Source organism: Streptococcus sp. DTU_2020_1000888_1_SI_GRL_NUU_041A (assembly GCF_032387735.1).
In the GTDB taxonomy this organism is placed as follows: Bacteria; Bacillota; Bacilli; order Lactobacillales; family Streptococcaceae; genus Streptococcus; species Streptococcus sanguinis.
The window spans coordinates 342,300-360,921 of sequence record NZ_CP135591.1; the positions used below are offsets into that span (position 1 = coordinate 342,300).

The 18,622-nt window shown below is 41.6% G+C and carries 15 protein-coding genes and 1 pseudogene; 12 read left to right on the forward strand and 4 right to left on the reverse strand.

Annotation, left to right across the window (positions count from 1 at the left end; all coding sequences use genetic code 11):
• Window positions 1-10: 10 nt before the first annotated feature.
• From cadX to RSK81_RS01870, 6 genes and pseudogenes are all read left to right on the forward strand, one after another.
• Window positions 11-349, forward strand: coding sequence for a Cd(II)/Zn(II)-sensing metalloregulatory transcriptional regulator CadX (cadX, locus tag RSK81_RS01845; RefSeq protein WP_000711078.1), 339 nt, complete (start codon window positions 11-13; stop codon window positions 347-349).
• Between the two features lie 39 nt (window positions 350-388).
• Window positions 389-643, forward strand: a pseudogene (locus RSK81_RS01850) (hypothetical protein); the annotation flags it as partial.
• Window positions 644-1,213: 570 nt separating this feature from the next.
• The gene (locus RSK81_RS01855; protein WP_006151097.1) at window positions 1,214-1,516 is read left to right on the forward strand and encodes a TMEM175 family protein; all 303 of its coding nucleotides are present in this window, start codon (window positions 1,214-1,216) and stop codon (window positions 1,514-1,516) included.
• Window positions 1,441-1,800 (forward strand): hypothetical protein, encoded by a 360-nt coding sequence (locus RSK81_RS01860; protein WP_000397555.1) that lies wholly within the window; start codon window positions 1,441-1,443, stop codon window positions 1,798-1,800. The genes RSK81_RS01855 and RSK81_RS01860 overlap by 76 nt, the downstream gene beginning before the upstream one ends.
• The gene (locus RSK81_RS01865) at window positions 1,797-2,120 is read left to right on the forward strand and encodes a potassium channel family protein (protein ID WP_000825751.1); all 324 of its coding nucleotides are present in this window, start codon (window positions 1,797-1,799) and stop codon (window positions 2,118-2,120) included. Before RSK81_RS01860 ends, RSK81_RS01865 begins: the two co-directional genes overlap by 4 nt.
• Window positions 2,117-3,166 carry a DUF389 domain-containing protein gene (locus RSK81_RS01870; protein WP_000126416.1) on the forward strand — a complete coding sequence of 350 codons (1,050 nt, stop codon included), beginning with the start codon at window positions 2,117-2,119 and terminating at the stop codon, window positions 3,164-3,166. Before RSK81_RS01865 ends, RSK81_RS01870 begins: the two co-directional genes overlap by 4 nt.
• A 479-nt stretch (window positions 3,167-3,645) precedes the next feature.
• On the opposite strand, the gene RSK81_RS01875 is transcribed toward RSK81_RS01870, so the two are convergent.
• On the reverse strand, window positions 3,646-4,782 hold the full coding sequence (locus RSK81_RS01875) for a YcjF family protein (protein ID WP_002911688.1): 1,137 nt from the start codon (window positions 4,780-4,782) through the stop codon (window positions 3,646-3,648).
• Window positions 4,772-5,008 (reverse strand): hypothetical protein, encoded by a 237-nt coding sequence (locus RSK81_RS01880; RefSeq protein ID WP_002911689.1) that lies wholly within the window; start codon window positions 5,006-5,008, stop codon window positions 4,772-4,774. The genes RSK81_RS01875 and RSK81_RS01880 overlap by 11 nt, the downstream gene beginning before the upstream one ends.
• A gap of 462 nt (window positions 5,009-5,470) precedes the next feature.
• On the opposite strand from RSK81_RS01880, the gene RSK81_RS01885 reads away from it, so the two are divergent.
• From RSK81_RS01885 to RSK81_RS01900, 4 genes are all read left to right on the forward strand, one after another.
• Window positions 5,471-5,914: a hypothetical protein gene (locus RSK81_RS01885; protein WP_002911690.1), complete on the forward strand. Its 444-nt coding sequence runs from the start codon at window positions 5,471-5,473 to the stop codon at window positions 5,912-5,914.
• Between the two features lie 216 nt (window positions 5,915-6,130).
• Complete coding sequence (locus RSK81_RS01890; protein ID WP_002911691.1) at window positions 6,131-7,381, forward strand: dicarboxylate/amino acid:cation symporter; 1,251 nt, start codon at window positions 6,131-6,133, stop codon at window positions 7,379-7,381.
• A gap of 14 nt (window positions 7,382-7,395) precedes the next feature.
• Complete coding sequence (locus RSK81_RS01895; protein WP_004192329.1) at window positions 7,396-8,334, forward strand: RimK family alpha-L-glutamate ligase; 939 nt, start codon at window positions 7,396-7,398, stop codon at window positions 8,332-8,334.
• Between the two features lie 277 nt (window positions 8,335-8,611).
• The gene (locus tag RSK81_RS01900; protein WP_315687240.1) at window positions 8,612-12,838 is read left to right on the forward strand and encodes a GH32 C-terminal domain-containing protein; all 4,227 of its coding nucleotides are present in this window, start codon (window positions 8,612-8,614) and stop codon (window positions 12,836-12,838) included.
• Window positions 12,839-12,986: 148 nt separating this feature from the next.
• Here the strand turns inward: RSK81_RS01900 and RSK81_RS01905 are convergent, their stop codons facing one another.
• Complete coding sequence (locus RSK81_RS01905) at window positions 12,987-13,823, reverse strand: MerR family transcriptional regulator (protein ID WP_002911695.1); 837 nt, start codon at window positions 13,821-13,823, stop codon at window positions 12,987-12,989.
• Window positions 13,824-13,909: 86 nt separating this feature from the next.
• Between RSK81_RS01905 and RSK81_RS01910 the strand changes: the two genes are divergently transcribed.
• Window positions 13,910-14,944, forward strand: coding sequence for a dihydrodipicolinate reductase (locus RSK81_RS01910; protein WP_032913358.1), 1,035 nt, complete (start codon window positions 13,910-13,912; stop codon window positions 14,942-14,944).
• A gap of 57 nt (window positions 14,945-15,001) precedes the next feature.
• Here RSK81_RS01910 and RSK81_RS01915 read toward each other — a convergent pair whose 3' ends face one another.
• Entirely contained in the window at window positions 15,002-18,100 is a 3,099-nt protein-coding gene (locus tag RSK81_RS01915) for an LPXTG-anchored zinc carboxypeptidase (protein WP_002911696.1), read from the reverse strand.
• Window positions 18,101-18,355: 255 nt separating this feature from the next.
• Here RSK81_RS01915 and RSK81_RS01920 point away from each other — a divergent pair, with 255 nt between their 5' ends.
• Complete coding sequence (locus tag RSK81_RS01920) at window positions 18,356-18,622, forward strand: ACT domain-containing protein (RefSeq protein ID WP_002911697.1); 267 nt, start codon at window positions 18,356-18,358, stop codon at window positions 18,620-18,622.

Genomic DNA, 18,622 nt, shown 5'->3' on the forward strand with positions numbered 1-18,622 from the left:
AGAAAAAATTATGAAAAAAGATAGTATCTGTCAAGTGGATGTTATAAATCAACAAAATGTTACAACCGCAACGAACTACCTTGAAAAGGAAAAAGTCCAAAAATCACTTCGCATTTTATCAAAATTTACCGATAATAAACAGATAAATATCATCTTTTATCTCCTTGCCGTCGAAGAACTCTGTGTCTGCGATATAGCCTGTTTATTAAATCTCAGTATGGCATCTGCCTCCCACCATCTTCGTAAACTAGCCAATCAAAACATCTTGGACACTAGAAGAGAGGGGAAAATTATATATTATTTTATAAAGGATGAGGAAATCAGAGATTTTTTTAATCAACTAGGATAACAACTATTTTTACTACTTTTCCATGATTATAGGGAGATTATAATCGTTGTTGTTTCAACGGTAGCAAACTGGTTTTTACATAAAGTAATTGATAAACCCAATATAGATCAGAAAGAATTACTTGAAGCTACCGCACAATATAGAAAGTTATTGATACCTGACCTAATAATTAAAGGAGTGGGATTGATTCTATCCTTAATTGTCTATCCTCCGATTATGATGTATAGTGTTTTAATTGCGGCATTTTATATCATAACTTTAAAAACACTATCTGAAAAAAGAGTGAATAACTAAAAAAATGGTGATCAAAGTTAGGTGTATTATTTTAATGCTTACAGACCTAAACTATTCCCCTATTTATAATCTATTGATTCATATTTTATGAAATTAATCAGTAGATATCGTTCTGAAAAGCCTTGATAATACGCTGTTTTTAGTCCAACTGAAACCCATACTTTCCAAACCAGGCTTGAAAAAAGCTCGTAAAGCATCACAATTTAGTAAACGTTAAAACTTATTTAAACTTATTGAAAGCATTTCGTATCAAAAATACGGGATGCTTTTTCTGTTCACCCCAAATTTTTGTAACTAGGTGATACTTGAAATTAATACAAATTTGGTTGTTTTTGATAAATCTAAGCAACACTACATGATGAAGTGAAAGGGGATGAATCTTTGATAGTATTCACTTATTGTGAAATATGATATATTTATTAATTAGATGGATGAATACTTCTAGAGTTAAATATAGTATAATAGGGACATACTTTTTGGTTTATTTTTGTTTGTAGTCGGATTATGAAAGAATATCCAATATTATGCGATAAGATAGAATGTTACAAAAAAGAAAGGGGATGCAATCCGATGAAGAAAGACAGATTAATTGTATTGACAGATGCTGTTCTAGCAATTATTATGACCATCTTGGTTTTAGAGTTAGAAAAACCAACAACACCAAGTCTTGAAGCTTTTTGGGATTTACGGCAAAATTTCTTTGCTTGTTTTCTTTCCTTTTTCTGGTTGGGATCGTTATGGATGGCACTAAACACATTATGGGAAAAGGTTGAGAAAATTTCCTCAGAAATTATTTGGTGGAATTTGTTTCTACTCTTGGAGCGGCAGGAGTTCTCTTTGGAGAATTTCATGCCATCCAAGATACCAGTCTGAATGATGTGGTGGACCGGATCTATATAAATGTCAAGGATTTACCGTTTCAGTCCTTGGGAGCTTTAGCTAATATCCTGTCTGATATTAAGAAGGGACTGATTCAAGACAGTCATATCTGGTCTTTCTTCCAGTCATTTTTCAAACAATATCAGTTGATAATCAGCTTAAATCAGATCTATCAGTTTGTCTATCTTTCTCTGATGGAGATCATGTCCTATCTTCACTTTGATTATTGGAAAAAAACGGCTCGGTCAGGAGCTAGTATGAATAAGGAGAACAAATGAAACGTTTAAAAATGTTATGGCATATTATGCAGGTTACGGGTTTTACTCGGTTTGCTCTGAGTTTTGTGACCTTTGTTTTTGGGTCAGGAGGCGTGCTTTTCCTAGTTGAACCTGCTATCACAAATTACGGAGACGGTCTTTGGTATGCTTTTGTGACTTCGACGACTGTCGGCTACGGGGATCTCCTAGCTGTGACCTTGATTGGAAGGATTACCAGTGTCTTCTTGACGATTTATGGGCTCATATTTTTTGGCTGTTTATCAGCTGTTATTTTTAATTATTATACCAATTTAAATAAGGAAAGAGGAGAGGACAAATGACTGCCAATTATTCAACACGGGAATACCGTGAGAAATTATACGATGACCTTCATGTTCGATTGAGAGATACAGCGATTTTGATGTGTGCAATTTTTATTGCCTCTATCGGACTAAATATGAATTCAACAGCTGTCATTATAGGAGCCATGTTGATTTCACCTCTCATGACACCGATTGTTGGACTGGGATTCGGTTTAGCTATTTTTGATACGCGTTTAATCAAGCAATCTCTAGAGGTTTTATTGACTCAAGTGTTGGTCAGTTTGCTTGTCTCGACTCTGTATTTCTGGATTTCTCCCTTGTCTTATGCAAGTAGCGAGTTGATTGCACGAACCTCTCCAACCATTTGGGATGTCCTCATTGCTATTGCTGGTGGGATTGCTGGTGTGATCGGTTCAAGGAAAAAAGAAGCAAACAATATCGTGCCAGGAGTAGCCATTGCTACAGCTCTGATGCCGCCTATCTGTACTGCTGGCTATGGTTTAGCTAATGGGAATGTACGATTTTTATTGGGGGCTCTCTATCTTTTCTTGATCAACTGTGTCTTTATCATGCTAGCCAACATTGTTGGAACAAGAATTTTGATGAGAAAATCTCCTTTAACTTCATTTAAAGAGCTGAGCATTAAAATGAGAATTGGCTTGATATCTTTGATTGTATTGTTGATTCTTCCAGCTAGCTATTCGGCAGTTACTCTGACAATAGAACAAGCGCGCAAAGAAGGGATCAAACAGTTTGTAGGAAAAGAGTTCGCCAATTATACGGTTATTAATCAAGTCTACAAGTCAAGTAACAATGAATTGGTCTTGACGGTTGTTGGAGATCCGATTTCAGAAGAAGAATTAGAAACACTCCACCAAAAACAAGCCTCTTACGGTATTCAATCTGTTCAATTGAAAGTGAATCAAGTTCAGAACTCGCCAACATTAGATAGTGAAGCGACCAAGGAATTTTATGAAAACATTGACAAGTATATTGATCAAAAACTCTCTGAAAAAGATTCACAAAACGATCTCGTAAAAGAAAATGAAGCAGACAAGGATTGAGGACAATGAACTGAATCGGTTTTTACGCCGTGTTTTTCTTGTATCTTCCTCTTTCTTACTTATAGCAGGTTGTTTTTGCTTGAATAAGAAATAAATTAGAAGTTCTATCATCTAAGAAAAATGATGAACAAAAAATCATTTAACTAATGGTGTGAACGTTTAGTGTTTATCAGCTCCATTCTCTGTAATTTTGGGGGTAAAATCCACACCATTCGGATAAAATTAGTTGAATTTGATTGGAAAAAAGCTTTTATAAAAGCGGAGAAAAGTCTTGATATTACGCTGTTTTTAGTCCAACTGAAATTCATACTTTCCAAACCAGGTCTTAAGAAAGCTCGTAAAGCGTCACAATTCTCAAAACGTTAATCAATACGATACTATCAACATTTACAGACATTCAAGAATTTCTCTTGGATGTCTTTTTTGATGTAAAAAACAATTTAACCTAAAAATACACCAAGATTCAAAATCTTGGTGTATTATCTTTTTTTAGATAATTGTTCTCTAAAAAGTTTTGTCATTTGTTTTTGTCCGGCAGGAGTACCTAGTGCTTCTTTGCTTATTTCTCCTTTAAATATTTGTTCCATTAAAAATAGGTAAGCCTCGCCTAAAGCAGTTGTAATTAATCCAGCAGTGGTTCCAGAAATCGTTCCGCCAACTGCTGTTCCTACTCCGGGAATAAATTTGAGTATATTAGAGACAATTGTTTTTCCGAGGAATGTTGCTCCCCCAGACCCTAAGGTTGAGGATACAAAGGCGGTTAGAAAAGTTTTATTTATATCAAGGCCAAATATTACAGTGATGCCAGTAATCATGCTTATCTGGGTTGGAACAAGCATGAATGCATCTGCGAATGGAACTGGAGCGAAACCTTCACCAAAACTTGCTGCTACTGCAGTCGCAATGACTGCCCTAGCATGTTTTTTTTTAGATTCCAGAGATACTTTTTGGATATTTTGGAGAGTATCTTGTAGTTCAGTTGGCAATACCTCAGACATTACATCAATCAAAGTATCTAATCCAAAAGCTTTAGCGACATATTCCTCATCAAAATCCATATCTTGAGCTAAAATTGGCACAACTTTACAAACATCTAAGTTTTCCTGCTCAACATGAGCTTTCATTTCTAGTGCTTTCTTCTTAGGTACAGATTGAGTAAGGACAACAATGATAGGTACCTTAGACGTTTTATTCTTCTCAGAAAACTCTCTAAGCCATTCCACTTCCGAACTATCGAAAGTACGGTTTGAACCGACATTAATACAATACCAAATGCAGTGGATCACCTCATTGATATCATTAGAAGAGTAACCGTTGTTAATTAGGTTAATCACTTCATCTTTGACACTCTCCTGTTGGGTATATGATAATTCAAAGCCGGGTGTATCATAGATAGCCAAAGGATATCCATTTTTTTCAATTTTGCGAATTTCCTGAGTTACTGGTCTACCCAATCCAGTATCGGCAAAATTACCTCTAAACAAACTGTTGATTAGTGTGCTTTTACCGACACCTGATTTCCCAATTACGATGATGTTTAATCTTTTTAAATTGTGAATTCTATCATTAATCGCATTGAGACATTGTTGCGCAATATTGTCAGTATTAATTTGCATGTTCTTCTACCTTTTTATATTCAGATTTTTTAACCAATTTGTCCTTGCAATCAAAAGTTACTTTTCGATGATTAGTTATTTTTACTTGCTTTTTATACAAATAATTTGTAGTTTTTTTCAAAACTTTAGGCAGAATCACTGTAGAAGCTAGAATTAAAACTCCACTTCCTAAGATATATTTTACTTTAGAAGAATTTCTTTTTTTGTTACCTTTTGTCTTTGACATAATATTTCTCACTAATATGATTTTTAAAATAATTATATCATATAAGAAATTAAAAGAGTCAATTTAATGATTTTGGTTATCTCTTTGTTTTAAAGATTTTAGAACAACTTCTCCGATAGAAATTGAAGTAATGTTAGCAGAGTTCTATTAGGTGTAATGAAGAGGATGTAAAGATCTTGAAGATAGAGAAGTAGTTATGTGGTTTTCAGCCTGTCTGGCTCTCCAAGGTACAAGAAAAATAAACCACCTGCCTTGCGTGTGTGGTCCCTAGATGGGTGGCTATGATTTGTAAAATAAGTCTAAGTAAATTGCTTGATAAGATTTAGTAATTTATAGATTTTAAAAAATTTATATAGTAAACTAGATGTGTAGCATTGGGTTTTGAGTGACTGAAAAATTAGTATGGATCGTACCAGTTGTTTTAGAGAATTAATGTGGTATCAAAAAAATTAAGGAGACGTTATGGAGAAACGAACGAAAATCATAATTGCAACAATTGCAACAATAGTTGCGCTCGTAAGTCTGGGAGGATGTGCCATGACTCAAAAAGAAAGTAATAAACAAGATAAGAAAATTACTTCTTCAAAAAAGGCTATCAAAGATGATAAAGAAGCTATCAAGCAAAAACAGCTCGCTTATCTCAAAGAACATGAGCAAGAAATTATAGATTTGGTAAAAGCTCAAAGTCCAAAAGTCGAATCAGTTCAGATTGATTGGGAAGAGACGCAATGGAGTGATGGTGGGCTTACAAATCCCGAGTATTATATTAATGTTTTTGGGCGAATCAATAATATTGAAGAATCGGGTTGGGGAGTGGATATACCGATTAATGATGATGAAAGTGTAAATCTTGAAGAAATGATTATAGGTAATTACATAAGTATCGGAGGTGAACCGATTGACTAATTAGAATTTGAAAAGTTTTAATAATATATGCTTCGTTAGAGGAATCATTCTATAGGCATAAAACTAATAGACATTCAAGAGCTATTTCTTGGATGTCTTTTTTCCATTATTCAACTTCCCATAAAATTCTTCTATTACTTTCATAGAAATTATATATTAGCCAGATAGGGGCAATCATAGTAAAATAGCTATCAAAATAGACTAAAGGAGTTTGGAATGAAGTTAGTTTCTTTATGGTCAAAGGTTTCTCTGGGCTTGCAACTCTTGATTGCTTTGATTTTGGGTGTTCTTGTTGCTCTTATCTGGCCGCAGTTTTCGGCTTTTTACCAATTTCTGGGTCAAGCTTTTATCAGTTTGATTAATATGGTGATTATTCCACTGGTCTTTCCAGTTGTGGTCGTAGCTGTGGCTGGTGTGATCGGCAAGAAATCTTTCGGGAAGCTTTTGTCAAAGAGTCTGCTCTATTTCTTTGGGGTCACGACGGCGATTACTTTTATTTTTGTCTTTGCATCTTATTATCTGGGCTTTGGTCAGGGAGTCAATATCGGTCAGGCGGGATCCAGCATTGACGGGATTGCCAAAAGTATTCAGTTGGATGAGTTTTTGCTTAGCTTCATTCCCTCTAATATCGTCAAGTCGCTTTCAGAAGGGGCTTTGCTTCCTATCATCGTCTTTGCGATATTTTTGGGTTATGGTCTTGGGAGTCTTAAGGAAGACAAGTCACAGAAGTTTATTGATTTATTACAAATTTGGATTGAGGCTATTTATAAAATTGTCGGTGTGATTGTGAAGCTGTCTCCGATTGGTATTTTTGGTTTTATTGCTAAGGATGTGGCTACGACAGGAGTTGACAAGTTGGCCGGTTTGGGGCAATTTGTAGCAGGGACTTATCTGGCTTATGGGGTTCTAGCTTTAGTGATTTTTCCTTTGATTGCTCTTACTTTCAGAATTCCTTATCTAACAAGCTTGCAACGGATTTGGAGTCTTTTGACTTTGGCTTTTGTCTCTGGCAGTTCCAGTGTTGTCCTGCCGCCGCTGTTGAAAGATTTAAAGAAGCAGGGCTATGATGAGCATGTCATAGATTTGGTTGTGCCTTTGGGTTACACTTTTAATCTTGAAGGGGCTGCTGTTTATTTCTCTGTAGCAACTATTTTTATTGCCCATGCTTATGGGATTGCTTTTTCTGTATCAGGACTTTTCTTTACTGTTTTGCTTTTGACTTTGATTGGTAAAACAGCTGCGACGGTGCCTTCTGGAGCGATTGTTGTCTTGCTGGCAGCTGCGCCTCAGCTAGGCCTACCGGTGGAAGGCGTTGCCCTGATTTTTGCGGTTGATTTCTTTGTCAATGCTGGTCGAACTGCCCTCAATGTTCTAGGCCAGGTCTTGGCCGTCAGTGTTATTGAAAAGACGGAAGGCAATGTAGTAGAAGAATCGAAAAGCAGCAAGCTGGCTGTTCGGTATTCATAATGGAGAGGAGACTTATGAGCCAAGCAAAAGTATACGTTATTCATGAAAATTTGGAGTGGACGCAGCACTTGGTCAAGTGGCTGGAGGAAAAAGATGTGCCCTATGAACTATGGGATTTGTCAAGTGGGATTCTAGATTTGCAGAGTCCGCCCCCAACAGGAATTTTCTACAATCGGATGTCTGCTTCTTCTCATACGCGTGGACACCGCTATGCACCTGAATTTACAGAGCAAGTTCTAACTTGGCTGGAAGCTCACGGTCGTAAAGTCATCAACGGCAGCGGGGCTATTAATTTAGAAATAAGTAAGATTAAACAATATTTGAAGCTTTCTGAAGTTGGAATTGCTTATCCAGAGACAGTAGCCGTTTTGGGACAGGAGAATATTCTTGAGGCGGCTAGAAAGCTTAATATTTATCCTCTGATTACCAAGCATAATCGGGCTGGGAAAGGTTTGGGAGTACAGCTCTTCAATAGTGAGGAAGAGTTGGAAGCCTATGTAGACGGTCCTGCTTTTGAGCCTTCTGTGGATGGGATTACCCTGCTTCAGGCCTATATCAAGCCTGCGGATGGTCGGATTCGTCGTTCGGAGTTTATCAACCAGAAGTTTCTTTATACAGTGTCCATCGATTCATCAGAAGGCTTTCAGCTTTGCCCGGCAGATGGGTGTCAGATTGGACAAAGGCCTGCTCAGCTAGAGACCTCGGATAAGTTTCAAATCACGGAGCCGCTGCCTGCTAGTCAAAGGCAGGCTTACGAGACATTTCTAGCTCAGGCTGGTATTGATGTGGCGGCTATTGAGTGGGTAGAGTCGGAGGCAGGTCAGATCTATGTCTATGATGTGAACACCAATACCAACTATAATCCGACAGCAGAAGAAAAAGCAGGAATTTTTGCTCATCAGCATCTGGCAGAATATCTAAAGAACGAGCTGGCAGCATCCTATCCAGAATAAATTTAAAACAAACAAAAGCTTTCCGTTTTGGAGGTTTTTTGTTTTTTCTTCGTTTCTAAAATATGACATCTGTCATTTTGTTTTTGTGACAAACGTTAGGTGAAGCGCTTACAAAAATTTGTTATATTTAGATTATTGAGATTGCTCTTTTTTATAAAGGAGTTAGGTGCTAAACGAGGTGTTCATTTTGAACAAGAAAAGGTGAAAGGAGTGCGTTATGTAGCAGTGATTTAGTTGTGAGGAGTCTGATTTTATTTTTAGAATATTGAGGTGCATCATGAAAAATCATCAGGAAAAAGTGTGTAAAAATTGGTTTATGAGAAAAAGCGGCAAGCGTTGGGTGTTTGGGTGCGCCTTGCTTGCTTTTGGAGCTTTCTTGTTAGATGGTGGCGGTGTGGTTTATGCGGATGAGGGTAAGGCTAATCCAGCTCCTACTCAGGTCTTGCAGGCTGATTCATCAGCTGTCTTGGAGGCTGAGAGTGGGCAAACAGCTGCTCCTACAAGGAATACCGATAAGACAGAGAACCTTGTAGCCGGGGAGACTGCTGCAACTGCAGCGACGGAAGCAGATGATCAGGATGCAGCAGTAGAGTCAGCCAATCAAAAGGCTGATAAGGAAAATCAAGCCACAGCAAATGCTAAAGAGACCAAACAGGAAGAAGACGAACAGCCAGCGGCGAAGGAAGTTGCTTCGGAAAAACTCCCTGCCGTAGAGACTGTAGATAAGCAGTCAGGCTTCAATACTAATTTGGCAGAAGCCAAGGGAGACAAAAATGGAGTTTGGGAAGTCCGGGAACAAGGTCTTTATAGTGATGCCAGAGGCAAAGGTGATAGTTTCCTTTACTCTCAAAGTCAGGGCAAGGATTTTGTTTACTCGACGGATGTAACTTTTCTCAGTAAGGAAGGAGCGGCTGCCCTCATTTTCCGCAGTAATAATAATCCGGATGACAAGAGTAGCTATGCAGTTAATATTGATGGTGGCAGCAACAATGTGAAGTTTTGGCGTTGGCAAGGCGGGCGTGACTATCAGTTTATCAATGAAAAGCATATCGAGCCAACGGATGATAATAAATATCGACTCAAGGTCGTTTCTATTGGCTCTTGGGTATCCTACTATGTCAATGATATTCTAGTAGCCAGCTCAGGAGATTACACGATTCAGAGAGATGATAAGGGGCAGAATACTTATCTGTCAGAAGGTTATTTTGGCTTACTTAACTGGAATAGCGAGCTGCTTTTTCAAAATACCTTTTATAAAGAAATCACTCCTCAGTCTAATCCCGAGTTGGAGGATATAAGGGTGACTTCTTCGGTTGGGAAAGTGGAACAGAAAGGTCAGTTTACTGCTCCTATTACCATCCAGTATGTCAAACATGACGCTGAGACTGTAGACTTGACCGCCGTAGCGAAAAATCCTGCTGCCAAGGTAAGCGTGACCGATGCTGCAGGTAGGGTTTATAGTGATTTGAAGAATGTTCCGCTGGCAGTGGGGGCAAACTATCTGACTGTGACCAGTACTGTGACGGATGCGGATGGGCAGGAGGTCAGCCTGACTTACCGGCTCAATGTCCATCGTCGGCAGGCAGATGAGATTTACTACAATGAGCTCTATCGCGGTCAGTATCACTATTCGGTCAAGGACGGTTGGGCCAATGATCCCAACGGGCTGGTTTATTACAAGGGAGTCTATCATTTCTTCTATCAGTTTTATGACGATACCAAGTGGGGGCCTATGCACTGGGGCCATGCGACCAGCAAGGATTTGATTCATTGGGAAGAACAGCCGATTGCCTTTTATCCGGATGCTAATGGGGCTATGTTCTCAGGCTCTATCGTAGCAGATACCACTAATTCCTCTGGTTTGTTTGACAATGACCAGGGCGGTTTAATCGCGCTGATTACTGCCGATGGAAACGGTCAGCGCATCAAGTTAGCCTACAGTAAGGATGAGGGTCGGACTTGGACGAAGCTTGATCAAATTGCAGCTGACTGGACGGATGATCCACTGCAGTCTCAGGATTTCCGTGACCCCAAGGTCTTCCGTTGGGAGGGCAAATGGTTTATGGTCGTTGCAGGCGGACCGCTGAGAATTTATTCGTCTGATAATCTGCGTAATTGGAAGGTGGAGTCAACTTATGCGGATCTCCATACGGAGTGCCCAGATCTCTATCCTCTACTGGCAGACGATGGCAGCCTTAAGTGGGTCCTGTCTCGTGGCGGGCGCTCCTATAAGGTCGGTGATTTTAGACAGGTGGCGGGCAAGTGGACTTTCGTCCCAGATGCTGAGTTTGCTCAGGCTGATCAGGTCATGAACTTTGGTAAAGACTCTTATGCGGCCATGACTTACTACGTTCAGGACTTTGGCAGCAAGGCTAATCCAACCCTGCCCGACATTATTGAGTCTAACTGGATGAATACCTGGGAAGACTACTGCAATCTGGTAGCCGATACCGTCGGTCAGAAGTTTAACGGCACCTTCAACCTTAACCTCAAACTAGGCCTTATCAAGCAAGACGGCAGTTATCGGCTGACTCAGACGCCAATTGCAGCCTATCAGTCTTTGCGTCAGGAAGACAAGGCTGTGTTGTATAAAGATGTAGAAGTTAGTGAGAAGAATGAGCTGTTGAAAGATTTTTCCGGTGATCAGTATGAAATTGTCTCTACTTTCCGGCCAAGTGAAACGACCAAGAAAGTCGGTTTTAACCTGCGGGTTGGAGATGGAGAAGTGACTAGAGTTACCTATGATTTAGAAAAGGAAACTCTTTCTATTGACCGCAGCCAGTCCGGTATTCTTCTCAGTAATAAATTTGCTCAGGTGGATAGTCAGTCCGTCAAGCGCAATGCGGATGGCAGCATAGATCTGCATCTCTACATAGATCGCTCCAGCCTAGAAGTCTTTGCCAAAGGATATACTGTGGCGGGTGCCAATCAGATATTCCCTGCGCCAAATAGCCTTGCGGCTAGTGTTTTTGTAGAAGGTGGTGCTGCTAAGGCTGACATTGCTCTTTATCCGCTGAAGGGCATCTGGAAAGACAAGCAGGCAGCGACCAAACCACTGGAACTAGTGCAGGCTTCTCCTGTAACAAATAATATTTATGTCGGTGATAGTTTGGATTTGAAAGCATATGTCATGCCAGCAAGTGTCTCTCAAGCGGTCAGCTGGAGTGTGGATCAGCCAGACTTGGTCTCTGTCACGGAAGATGGCAATAAGCTGCGAGTGACTGCTCTGCAAAGGGGTGTGGTCAAGGTAACGGCAACCTCTAAGGAAAATCCAAGCCTTTCCAAGGTCTTCACCATCAATATCAGCCGTAATGACTTTAAGACCAATGTTCCAGATCTAAAAGCTGTTTCCGGTAAGTGGTATGTCGACGGTGAAAGTCTCTATAATCAGAATACCAGTGCCAATGATTATTATATGGGAGGTCAGAAGATTCCTTTCCCTGAGTATAACTTGGATGTGGATCTCAAGTATCAAAAAGGCTTGATTAACATCTTCTATGCGTCTGAAAATGTTGATCCTCGCAATGCTTATTCTATTCAATTTGGCGATAATGATAAGATTCGACTTTACCGCTTTATGGGAGAGACGATTGCAGAAAGTAGCATGAATGGCAAGCATCTTAATGACGGCCAGTTCCACCATGTTAAGCTAGTGAAAACTAAAAATGGTGTCAGTGTATCTGTGGACGGTGTAGAATACCTGAACCACCAATTTGATACGGTTGAGCCTTATTATAATGATGCCTACGTCGGTCTAGGACTCTGGGATGGGGACTTGGAAGCACGCAATTTCTTTGTGACCAATCTTCATGCCCCAGCAGTTAATAAGGCTTCTCTGCAGAAAGTGGTAGACAGTACGGCTAGTCTAGATCCAAGCCTTTACACAGATGAGACAGTTCAGGCTTACCAGTCAGCCTTGGCTCGAGCCCAGTCTCTCTTGGCAGATGAAAAAGCGGAGCAGGCAGATTTAGATAGAGCAGAGCAGGATCTGAAGACAGCTCTTGCAGCCCTAGCTCTGAAACCAAGTCATCAGGTCACTCCGGAAGAAGGGATAAAGGACCTAGTGGAAGAAAAGCCGTTCTTAGAAGTCGTAATGGAAGAGATTGCATATCAGACCCGAGAACAGGAAAATCCAGAACTGGAAAGAGGTGAGCGGCGGATACTTGTAGCCGGCCAAAAAGGTCAAAAGCGAGTCTTTGTAGAAGTCTTGAACGGTCAGCGAACCATACTCGGTCAGGAAGTGCTTTCTCTAGCAGTTGACGAACTAGTAGAAGTTGGCAGCAAGGTGGTGGCTGAAAGTGCTAAACAGCCTTTGACAAGGACCCAGCCTCACGCTCTGAAGCAAGGTGAGGAGGGAAAAGTTATTCCGTCGCCAAGATTGCAGCCAGCTCCCGACTCAGCTCTGCCTAAGACTGGCACTCAAGAAGATGAGTTTCTGCCTTTGGCTGGTTTAGCTTTTCTGGGAATGGGTCTTCTAGCTGGAAGAAAGAAGCAAGAAGACTAAGATGCTAAGCAATGGTTAGTTGCACATAAAAAGGATGGGTGTTTTCCCGTCCTTTTTTTATATAATTACGGCTTGCTAAGTGATTCGTTTTTGACTGAGCTTGCTCCAGTATCTGGCAAGAATTCCGATACATCCATCTGCTTGCTTTTTAATTCTCTATCTGAACTTGCATCCGGATGAACATATCGCGGTGCTGCTCCTGGAGTTGTGGCTGTTCATGAATGACCTCACAGATATAATCGCCCACAGGAGTATATCCAGCTTGAGTCAGAGCTTGGTAAAAATGCGGCAGAGCTTTAAGTTCATCTGCAAAGGAAGAGCAGTAAGAAACAGCATAATTTCCTGCTGGCAGCAACATTCGATTTAAGTGAGGGAGTTCATTGGGAGTATGATGGAAGAGACAGAGTTGTTTGGAAATCCATCTTTCTTTTTGGAAATCTTCTTGTTTCATAATGGAACCAACACGACTGAAATGGGTGAAAAAAGGACTGTAACGCAGGATTTCTTGCTTGAAGCAGCGGAGAGCAAGTTCGTATTCCTCACTTTTCATTTGATAAATATTTTGATCAATTTCAAAAGTAAGCAGCTGCCGTTCAGGAAAAGTTAGGATTTCCAGTTCTTGCTCGCTCTGTTTTTCGCCATAGATACGGGCACCAGACCGAAAGATTTCGATTTCTTGGATTTGTTTTTCTAAATTCTTTTTTTCCTCTAGAAGGCGCTGATAGCGCTCTTCGATAAGCTGGTGCAGTTGAAAATGGTCCTTATCAGATAGGATTTCTTTGATGTCTTCTAGAGAAAAATTCAGTTGACGCAGGTACTGGATGGAGTCAACCAGAGAAGATTGATTGATGTGGTAGTAGCGATAGTTGGTTTCTGGATCGACTTTATAGGGTTTTAAAAGACCGATTTGGTCATAGAATCGTAGAGTTTGGATGGAAATCTGATTTATTTGGGAAAACTCTCCGATACGCAAAATTTTTTTCATTTTTTAAAACCCTCTATTGACTCTCTAGTTACTAGAGATATTATACTATATTTGTGAAAATAATAACAATTAATGGAGGATTTGCCATGAGAAATACAAAAATTCGTGCTGTTCAGTATGGCTGCGGCAAGATGTCTAAAGTGATTTTCAAGTACCTACTGGATCACGGTGTAGAAATTGTCGGAGCTATTGATAACAATCCTGCTGTAGTAGGACAGGATGTTGGTGATTTTGCAGAGCTAGGCTATAAGACTGGTGTCCTGATTTCTGATAATGCTGAACGTGTCTTTGGAGAGTGTGACGCAGACATTGCCATTGTCACCATTGCTTCCTATATGCCGGAAATGTATGATTTTTTTGAAACAGCTATCAAGCATGGAGTTAATATCATCACGACCTGTGAGGAAGCCATCTACCCTTGGACGACGTCGCCATCCGAAACAAACCGCTTGGACAAGCTGGCTAAAAAATATGGTGTCACTGTAATGGGCTCAGGCATGCAGGATATTTACTGGATTAATATGCCTTGCTTGGCTATGTCTGGCCTTAATCGCATTCAAAAGGTGAAAGGGATTGTCAGCTATAATGTGGAAGATTATGGTCTGGCTTTAGCAGAAGCGCATGGTGCTGGTTACGATTCAGAGCGATTTGAAAAGGAAATTGCCAGTGCTGAGAGTCTGCCGTCCTATATGTGGAATGCTGCTGAAGCTATTTGCTCTAAGATGAACTGGACCATTCAGGATATTTCACAAAAAAGTGTTCCTTACATTTTGGATGAAGATGTTTATTCTGAAACGCTGGGTCGCACAGTTCCGGCGGGGCAAGTAACGGGTATGTCAGCTGTGACAACCATTCATACCCATCAGGGAATTGAGTTAGAAGTAGAGTGTATTGGCAAGGTCTATCGTGAAAATGACGGAGATATGTGTGATTGGGAAATTACTGGTGAGCCAAATCTAGTCTTCTCAGTCAGCAAGCCTGATACCGTCGCCTTGACCTGTGCCACTATCGTCAATCGAATCCCTTCTGTATTAGACGCACCGGCAGGTTATGTAACTTCAGAGTTGGCGCGTGAGTTGGCCTATCCGACTTATCCGCTTCATACCTATGTGGAAAAATAGCAGAGCTTATAACTAAAATACACCTCCCGCATCAATTGGGAGGTGTGTTTTTAAGTATTAGTCTTCCTTTTTCTTTAAAAGTAAGAGTCCAGCTGCTCCTGCGATTAGGAGTCCGGCTAGAGCAAAGCTAGCAGTTTTTTCTTGGCTGCCGGTCTGCGGAAGGGTCTGACTCTTATAGGTCAGGACCACCGTTTGAGCCGGTGGATTCACTGTAGCAGGCTTCCAGTCAAGGACAGTCTGACTTGGCGCTTGATAGGTTGGGTCAGGTGTCGCAGGACTTGGGAGGTCTGTCAGTTTGGCCAACTGGCTGCCAAAGATAGCATTTGAGATCCAGCGATAGAAGTGAACAGGGTGAAGCCGGTTGGTCGGATTGCCAGCATAGACAAAGAGCGGCTGTTCTTTATAAGTGCCGGCAATAGCTACGACTTTGTTAGCCAGCTGTTCATTGCCAGGCCACCAGCCAGCGATATAGAAGTCGCTGCCAGCAATGCTGGCAAGAGTCCTAAAGTTGGCAGGAATCTTAGCAATCCAGTTACCAGAGTTGGAGTAAAAGAGTCCATCCTTCTTGTAGCCGCTGGACAGCGGGTCTTGGTCTTGGATAACGGCCTTCATCAGTCCTTCATAGTCACTGCCGTTCTTGAAGCGCTCAGCGTCAAATCCATCTAGGATACCTAGTTTTTCCAAGTGCTGCATAGCAGAGCCTCCGACGACGATGGTTGGCTTAAGTCCGACAAGCGACTTGTCATAGTTGTTGCTTTCAAGGACGATGACGTCCGCTTCTTCTGGGCTGTCGACGATTTCAAAGCCCATATTTTTCAGAGCCAAAGCAGTGTGAGCGGGTGAGTCCACACCTGCCCAGTAAAACTGATGTGGCGGTGCATAGACCTTGAGAGGCTTCAGAGTCGGTCCTTGTGGAATCTTATAGAGGGCGTCGCCATAAATAGCATAACGATCTAAAAGGCTAGTAAAGGTCGGTGTATCAACGATGTAGCCGTCATCTGTCAGATAGACTTTCTTGCCTTCAGCAAGAGCTTGATTGACAGCCTTGACCGCGCTCTCAGACGTATTGGCAATGACGTAATAAGGCGCTTTATGATCAACCTGACTGGTACGTGCAGCACGGAGGGCTGTCACCTCGCCTAACTTGCCTTCAAAGAGCTTGTCGCCGAAGACTGGCTGGGCTTTGAAGCCTTTCATATCAGGGAAATTGACGACCAATTCCGCATACATGGCAGCCCACTTGGATTCATTTGAGCCTTTGTAGAGGACATGATTGGCATAGCCACGCTTGGCCTGCGCCATATCGACAACCAAATCGCCTTTTTTATAGTTGCCGCTGTCTTCCTTGAGTTCTTTGACAAGGACACCGTTGCGCTTGAAATAGTCAATCATATTAAAGGCTTCTTGGGTATCGTTGTCCTTGTCCACTCCCATCGGGATGACATAGTAGTCTGGGAAGAATTTTTCTCGGCCTTTTTTAATCCGGCCTACGACCTGACCATCTGGTCCGACGAGTTCATTTTCTGCCTTAGGATCTTCGACTTTATTGATGCCGCGCAGGTAGAAGTTGAGACGCATCTCCATGAGTTTATCTGGGTTCTGAGCTAGATAGTCAAGGCCTCCTAGAACTGCATAATATCCAGCCTTGTAGGACTCTTGATTGCCCTCGGGAATTTCGATGGTATGTCCCAGGATGCCATGGTACATAGAATAAACCGCTGTGTAGCCGGAGAAGGAATCGTCCCATCCGTCTCCCCAGTCCAGTTTTGGAATGATGTATTTGTCGTAGCCAGAGTTGGCAACGCCGGCCCGTCCCATATGATGGGCATTGTCTAGCATGAGGTCAGCTAAAAGGTCATATTCAAAGTTAGGATCGTGAGGCGGGGTTGCCGGCTCAATCAGGAATTCCTTGACAAAGCCGTGAATATCATAGAGGGCAATTGGGTTCCATTTGTTAATCAATCCAGCAACGGTACGGGTTTCAGGATTGGCTTGGTAGCCAGTATCTCGGTTAGGATCAAGGCCATTGGCCAGAGCCCGAGTGTTGAGGACATCGCCGTCAGGGTTCTCCGTAAAGTCAAAGAGGAAGATAAACTTCTTCAGTAAATCTTGGATTTTGAGAGTGACAAGTTTTTCAGAACCATCTGCAGCGGTTGTTTTGAAGCTGACTTGGTCTTTGGTGGCAAAGGTCTTAAAGAGACCTGTAATAATATCAATAGCAGGCTGTTCATCAGCGTGAGTGTTGTTAATGAGCACAGGCAGTTTATAGTCTAGGTTGCCATTTTTGAGAGCTGCCAGCATTTCTGCTGGTTTGGTCAAGGCCTGTGGATTAGTTGTGCTGAGGTAGTCGTCAATGCTCTTTTGGTCAGAACTGATAATACCCAGCTTGATATCACGCCCCTGAGCACTCTTTCCGATGTTCTCAATCTGTACCAAGCGATCGGTCTTGGCATCCTGTCTGCTCTTTTCAATAGATGCCAGCATCTCCTCATGGCTGTGGAAGTCTTCGTAAGGGCGCAAGATGATATTTTTACGAATGGTCAGTCCTAGGTCCTGACTCCTACCAACCAGTTCATGGTTGCCAATGAATTTTCGATAGGTCCGGCGGATATTATGGGGAGAGCGCAGGCTGAGATCGTCTCCGAAAAGCTTTTGAAACTGCAGATTCAGATGAAGATCGTTCCCGTCGGCCTTTTCCTCAATTGTGACAAAGGGTTGGCCGGTAAAGGTGCCGCTGTCCATGTTCCAGGTTTTCCAGTAGGCTATTGGTTCATTGTCCAGTGTCCAAGTCAGCTTGCCCGCCTGAGAAGCCTGTCCTTGGACGGTTTCCTTGACCTCTGCAGGCTCGGACATATAGACAGTGCTGTCGGCCAGCTGGGTCTTGGCTTCTTCAGAAGCAGCTGTTCTTGTTTGAGCTGCTGCAGAGACAGCTGGATTGTCCGCTGCAGGAGCAGGAGTCTGTTCTTTTTCTCCTGTCTGATTTGGAGCAGCTTCTGTCGCTGGAGTTACAGCCTCTACCTGATTGGCGGTTGGCTGTGACTCAGTACTGTTCTGCTGGTCAGCCGCGGCCTTGCCCTGAGCTAAGACAGCCATCAATACAGCGGCTGATAAACTCAAGACCTGAGTATAGAGACGCTTCTTGTATGAATCGTTCATTAGGAAATCTCCTTTGTGTAAAATATTCTATATTTAGTATAACAAATATAGAAAGCGCTTTCAAATGAAAATAGAAAAAACATACAAAGTTGCCCAAAATGGTCTCTCAGATGAATTGCTGAGCGTAGGAGAATCTTCCTTGTTTCAAGTGCTCGTTGCAATATCCGAACCTTCTGCCTTTATTTTCTGAAATAGTATACAAAATCCTCGAATTTATGCTACAATGAGACAAACTAAAAATGATTGGAGCCAAGCATGAAAGCAATTATTACCGTTGTCGGAAAAGATAAAACAGGGATTGTAGCCGGAGTTTCCACCAAGATTGCGGAGCTGGGGCTGAATATTGACGATATTTCCCAAACCGTTTTGGAGGAATATTTTACCATGATGGCCTTGGTGTCCAGCGATGAAAAGCAAGATTTTACGGTACTTCGCAATGAGTTTGAAGCTTTTGGCCAAGAGCTCAACGTCAAAATCAACATTCAAAGTGCAGCCATTTTTGATGCCATGTACACTATCTAA

Excerpts from the sequence above, each read along its gene's own strand:
- cadX (WP_000711078.1), top strand. The coding sequence starts at position 11 with ATGAAAAAAGATAGTATCTGTCAAGTGGATGTTATAAATCAACAAAAT.
- RSK81_RS01855 (WP_006151097.1), top strand. The coding sequence starts at position 1,214 with ATGAAGAAAGACAGATTAATTGTATTGACAGATGCTGTTCTAGCAATT.
- RSK81_RS01865 (WP_000825751.1), top strand. The coding sequence starts at position 1,797 with ATGAAACGTTTAAAAATGTTATGGCATATTATGCAGGTTACGGGTTTT.
- RSK81_RS01870 (WP_000126416.1), top strand. The coding sequence starts at position 2,117 with ATGACTGCCAATTATTCAACACGGGAATACCGTGAGAAATTATACGAT.
- RSK81_RS01875 (WP_002911688.1), bottom strand. The coding sequence starts at position 4,782 with ATGCAAATTAATACTGACAATATTGCGCAACAATGTCTCAATGCGATT.
- RSK81_RS01880 (WP_002911689.1), bottom strand. The coding sequence starts at position 5,008 with ATGTCAAAGACAAAAGGTAACAAAAAAAGAAATTCTTCTAAAGTAAAA.
- RSK81_RS01885 (WP_002911690.1), top strand. The coding sequence starts at position 5,471 with ATGGAGAAACGAACGAAAATCATAATTGCAACAATTGCAACAATAGTT.
- RSK81_RS01890 (WP_002911691.1), top strand. The coding sequence starts at position 6,131 with ATGAAGTTAGTTTCTTTATGGTCAAAGGTTTCTCTGGGCTTGCAACTC.
- RSK81_RS01895 (WP_004192329.1), top strand. The coding sequence starts at position 7,396 with ATGAGCCAAGCAAAAGTATACGTTATTCATGAAAATTTGGAGTGGACG.
- RSK81_RS01900 (WP_315687240.1), top strand. The coding sequence starts at position 8,612 with ATGAAAAATCATCAGGAAAAAGTGTGTAAAAATTGGTTTATGAGAAAA.
- RSK81_RS01905 (WP_002911695.1), bottom strand. The coding sequence starts at position 13,823 with ATGAAAAAAATTTTGCGTATCGGAGAGTTTTCCCAAATAAATCAGATT.
- RSK81_RS01910 (WP_032913358.1), top strand. The coding sequence starts at position 13,910 with ATGAGAAATACAAAAATTCGTGCTGTTCAGTATGGCTGCGGCAAGATG.
- RSK81_RS01915 (WP_002911696.1), bottom strand. The coding sequence starts at position 18,100 with ATGAACGATTCATACAAGAAGCGTCTCTATACTCAGGTCTTGAGTTTA.
- RSK81_RS01920 (WP_002911697.1), top strand. The coding sequence starts at position 18,356 with ATGAAAGCAATTATTACCGTTGTCGGAAAAGATAAAACAGGGATTGTA.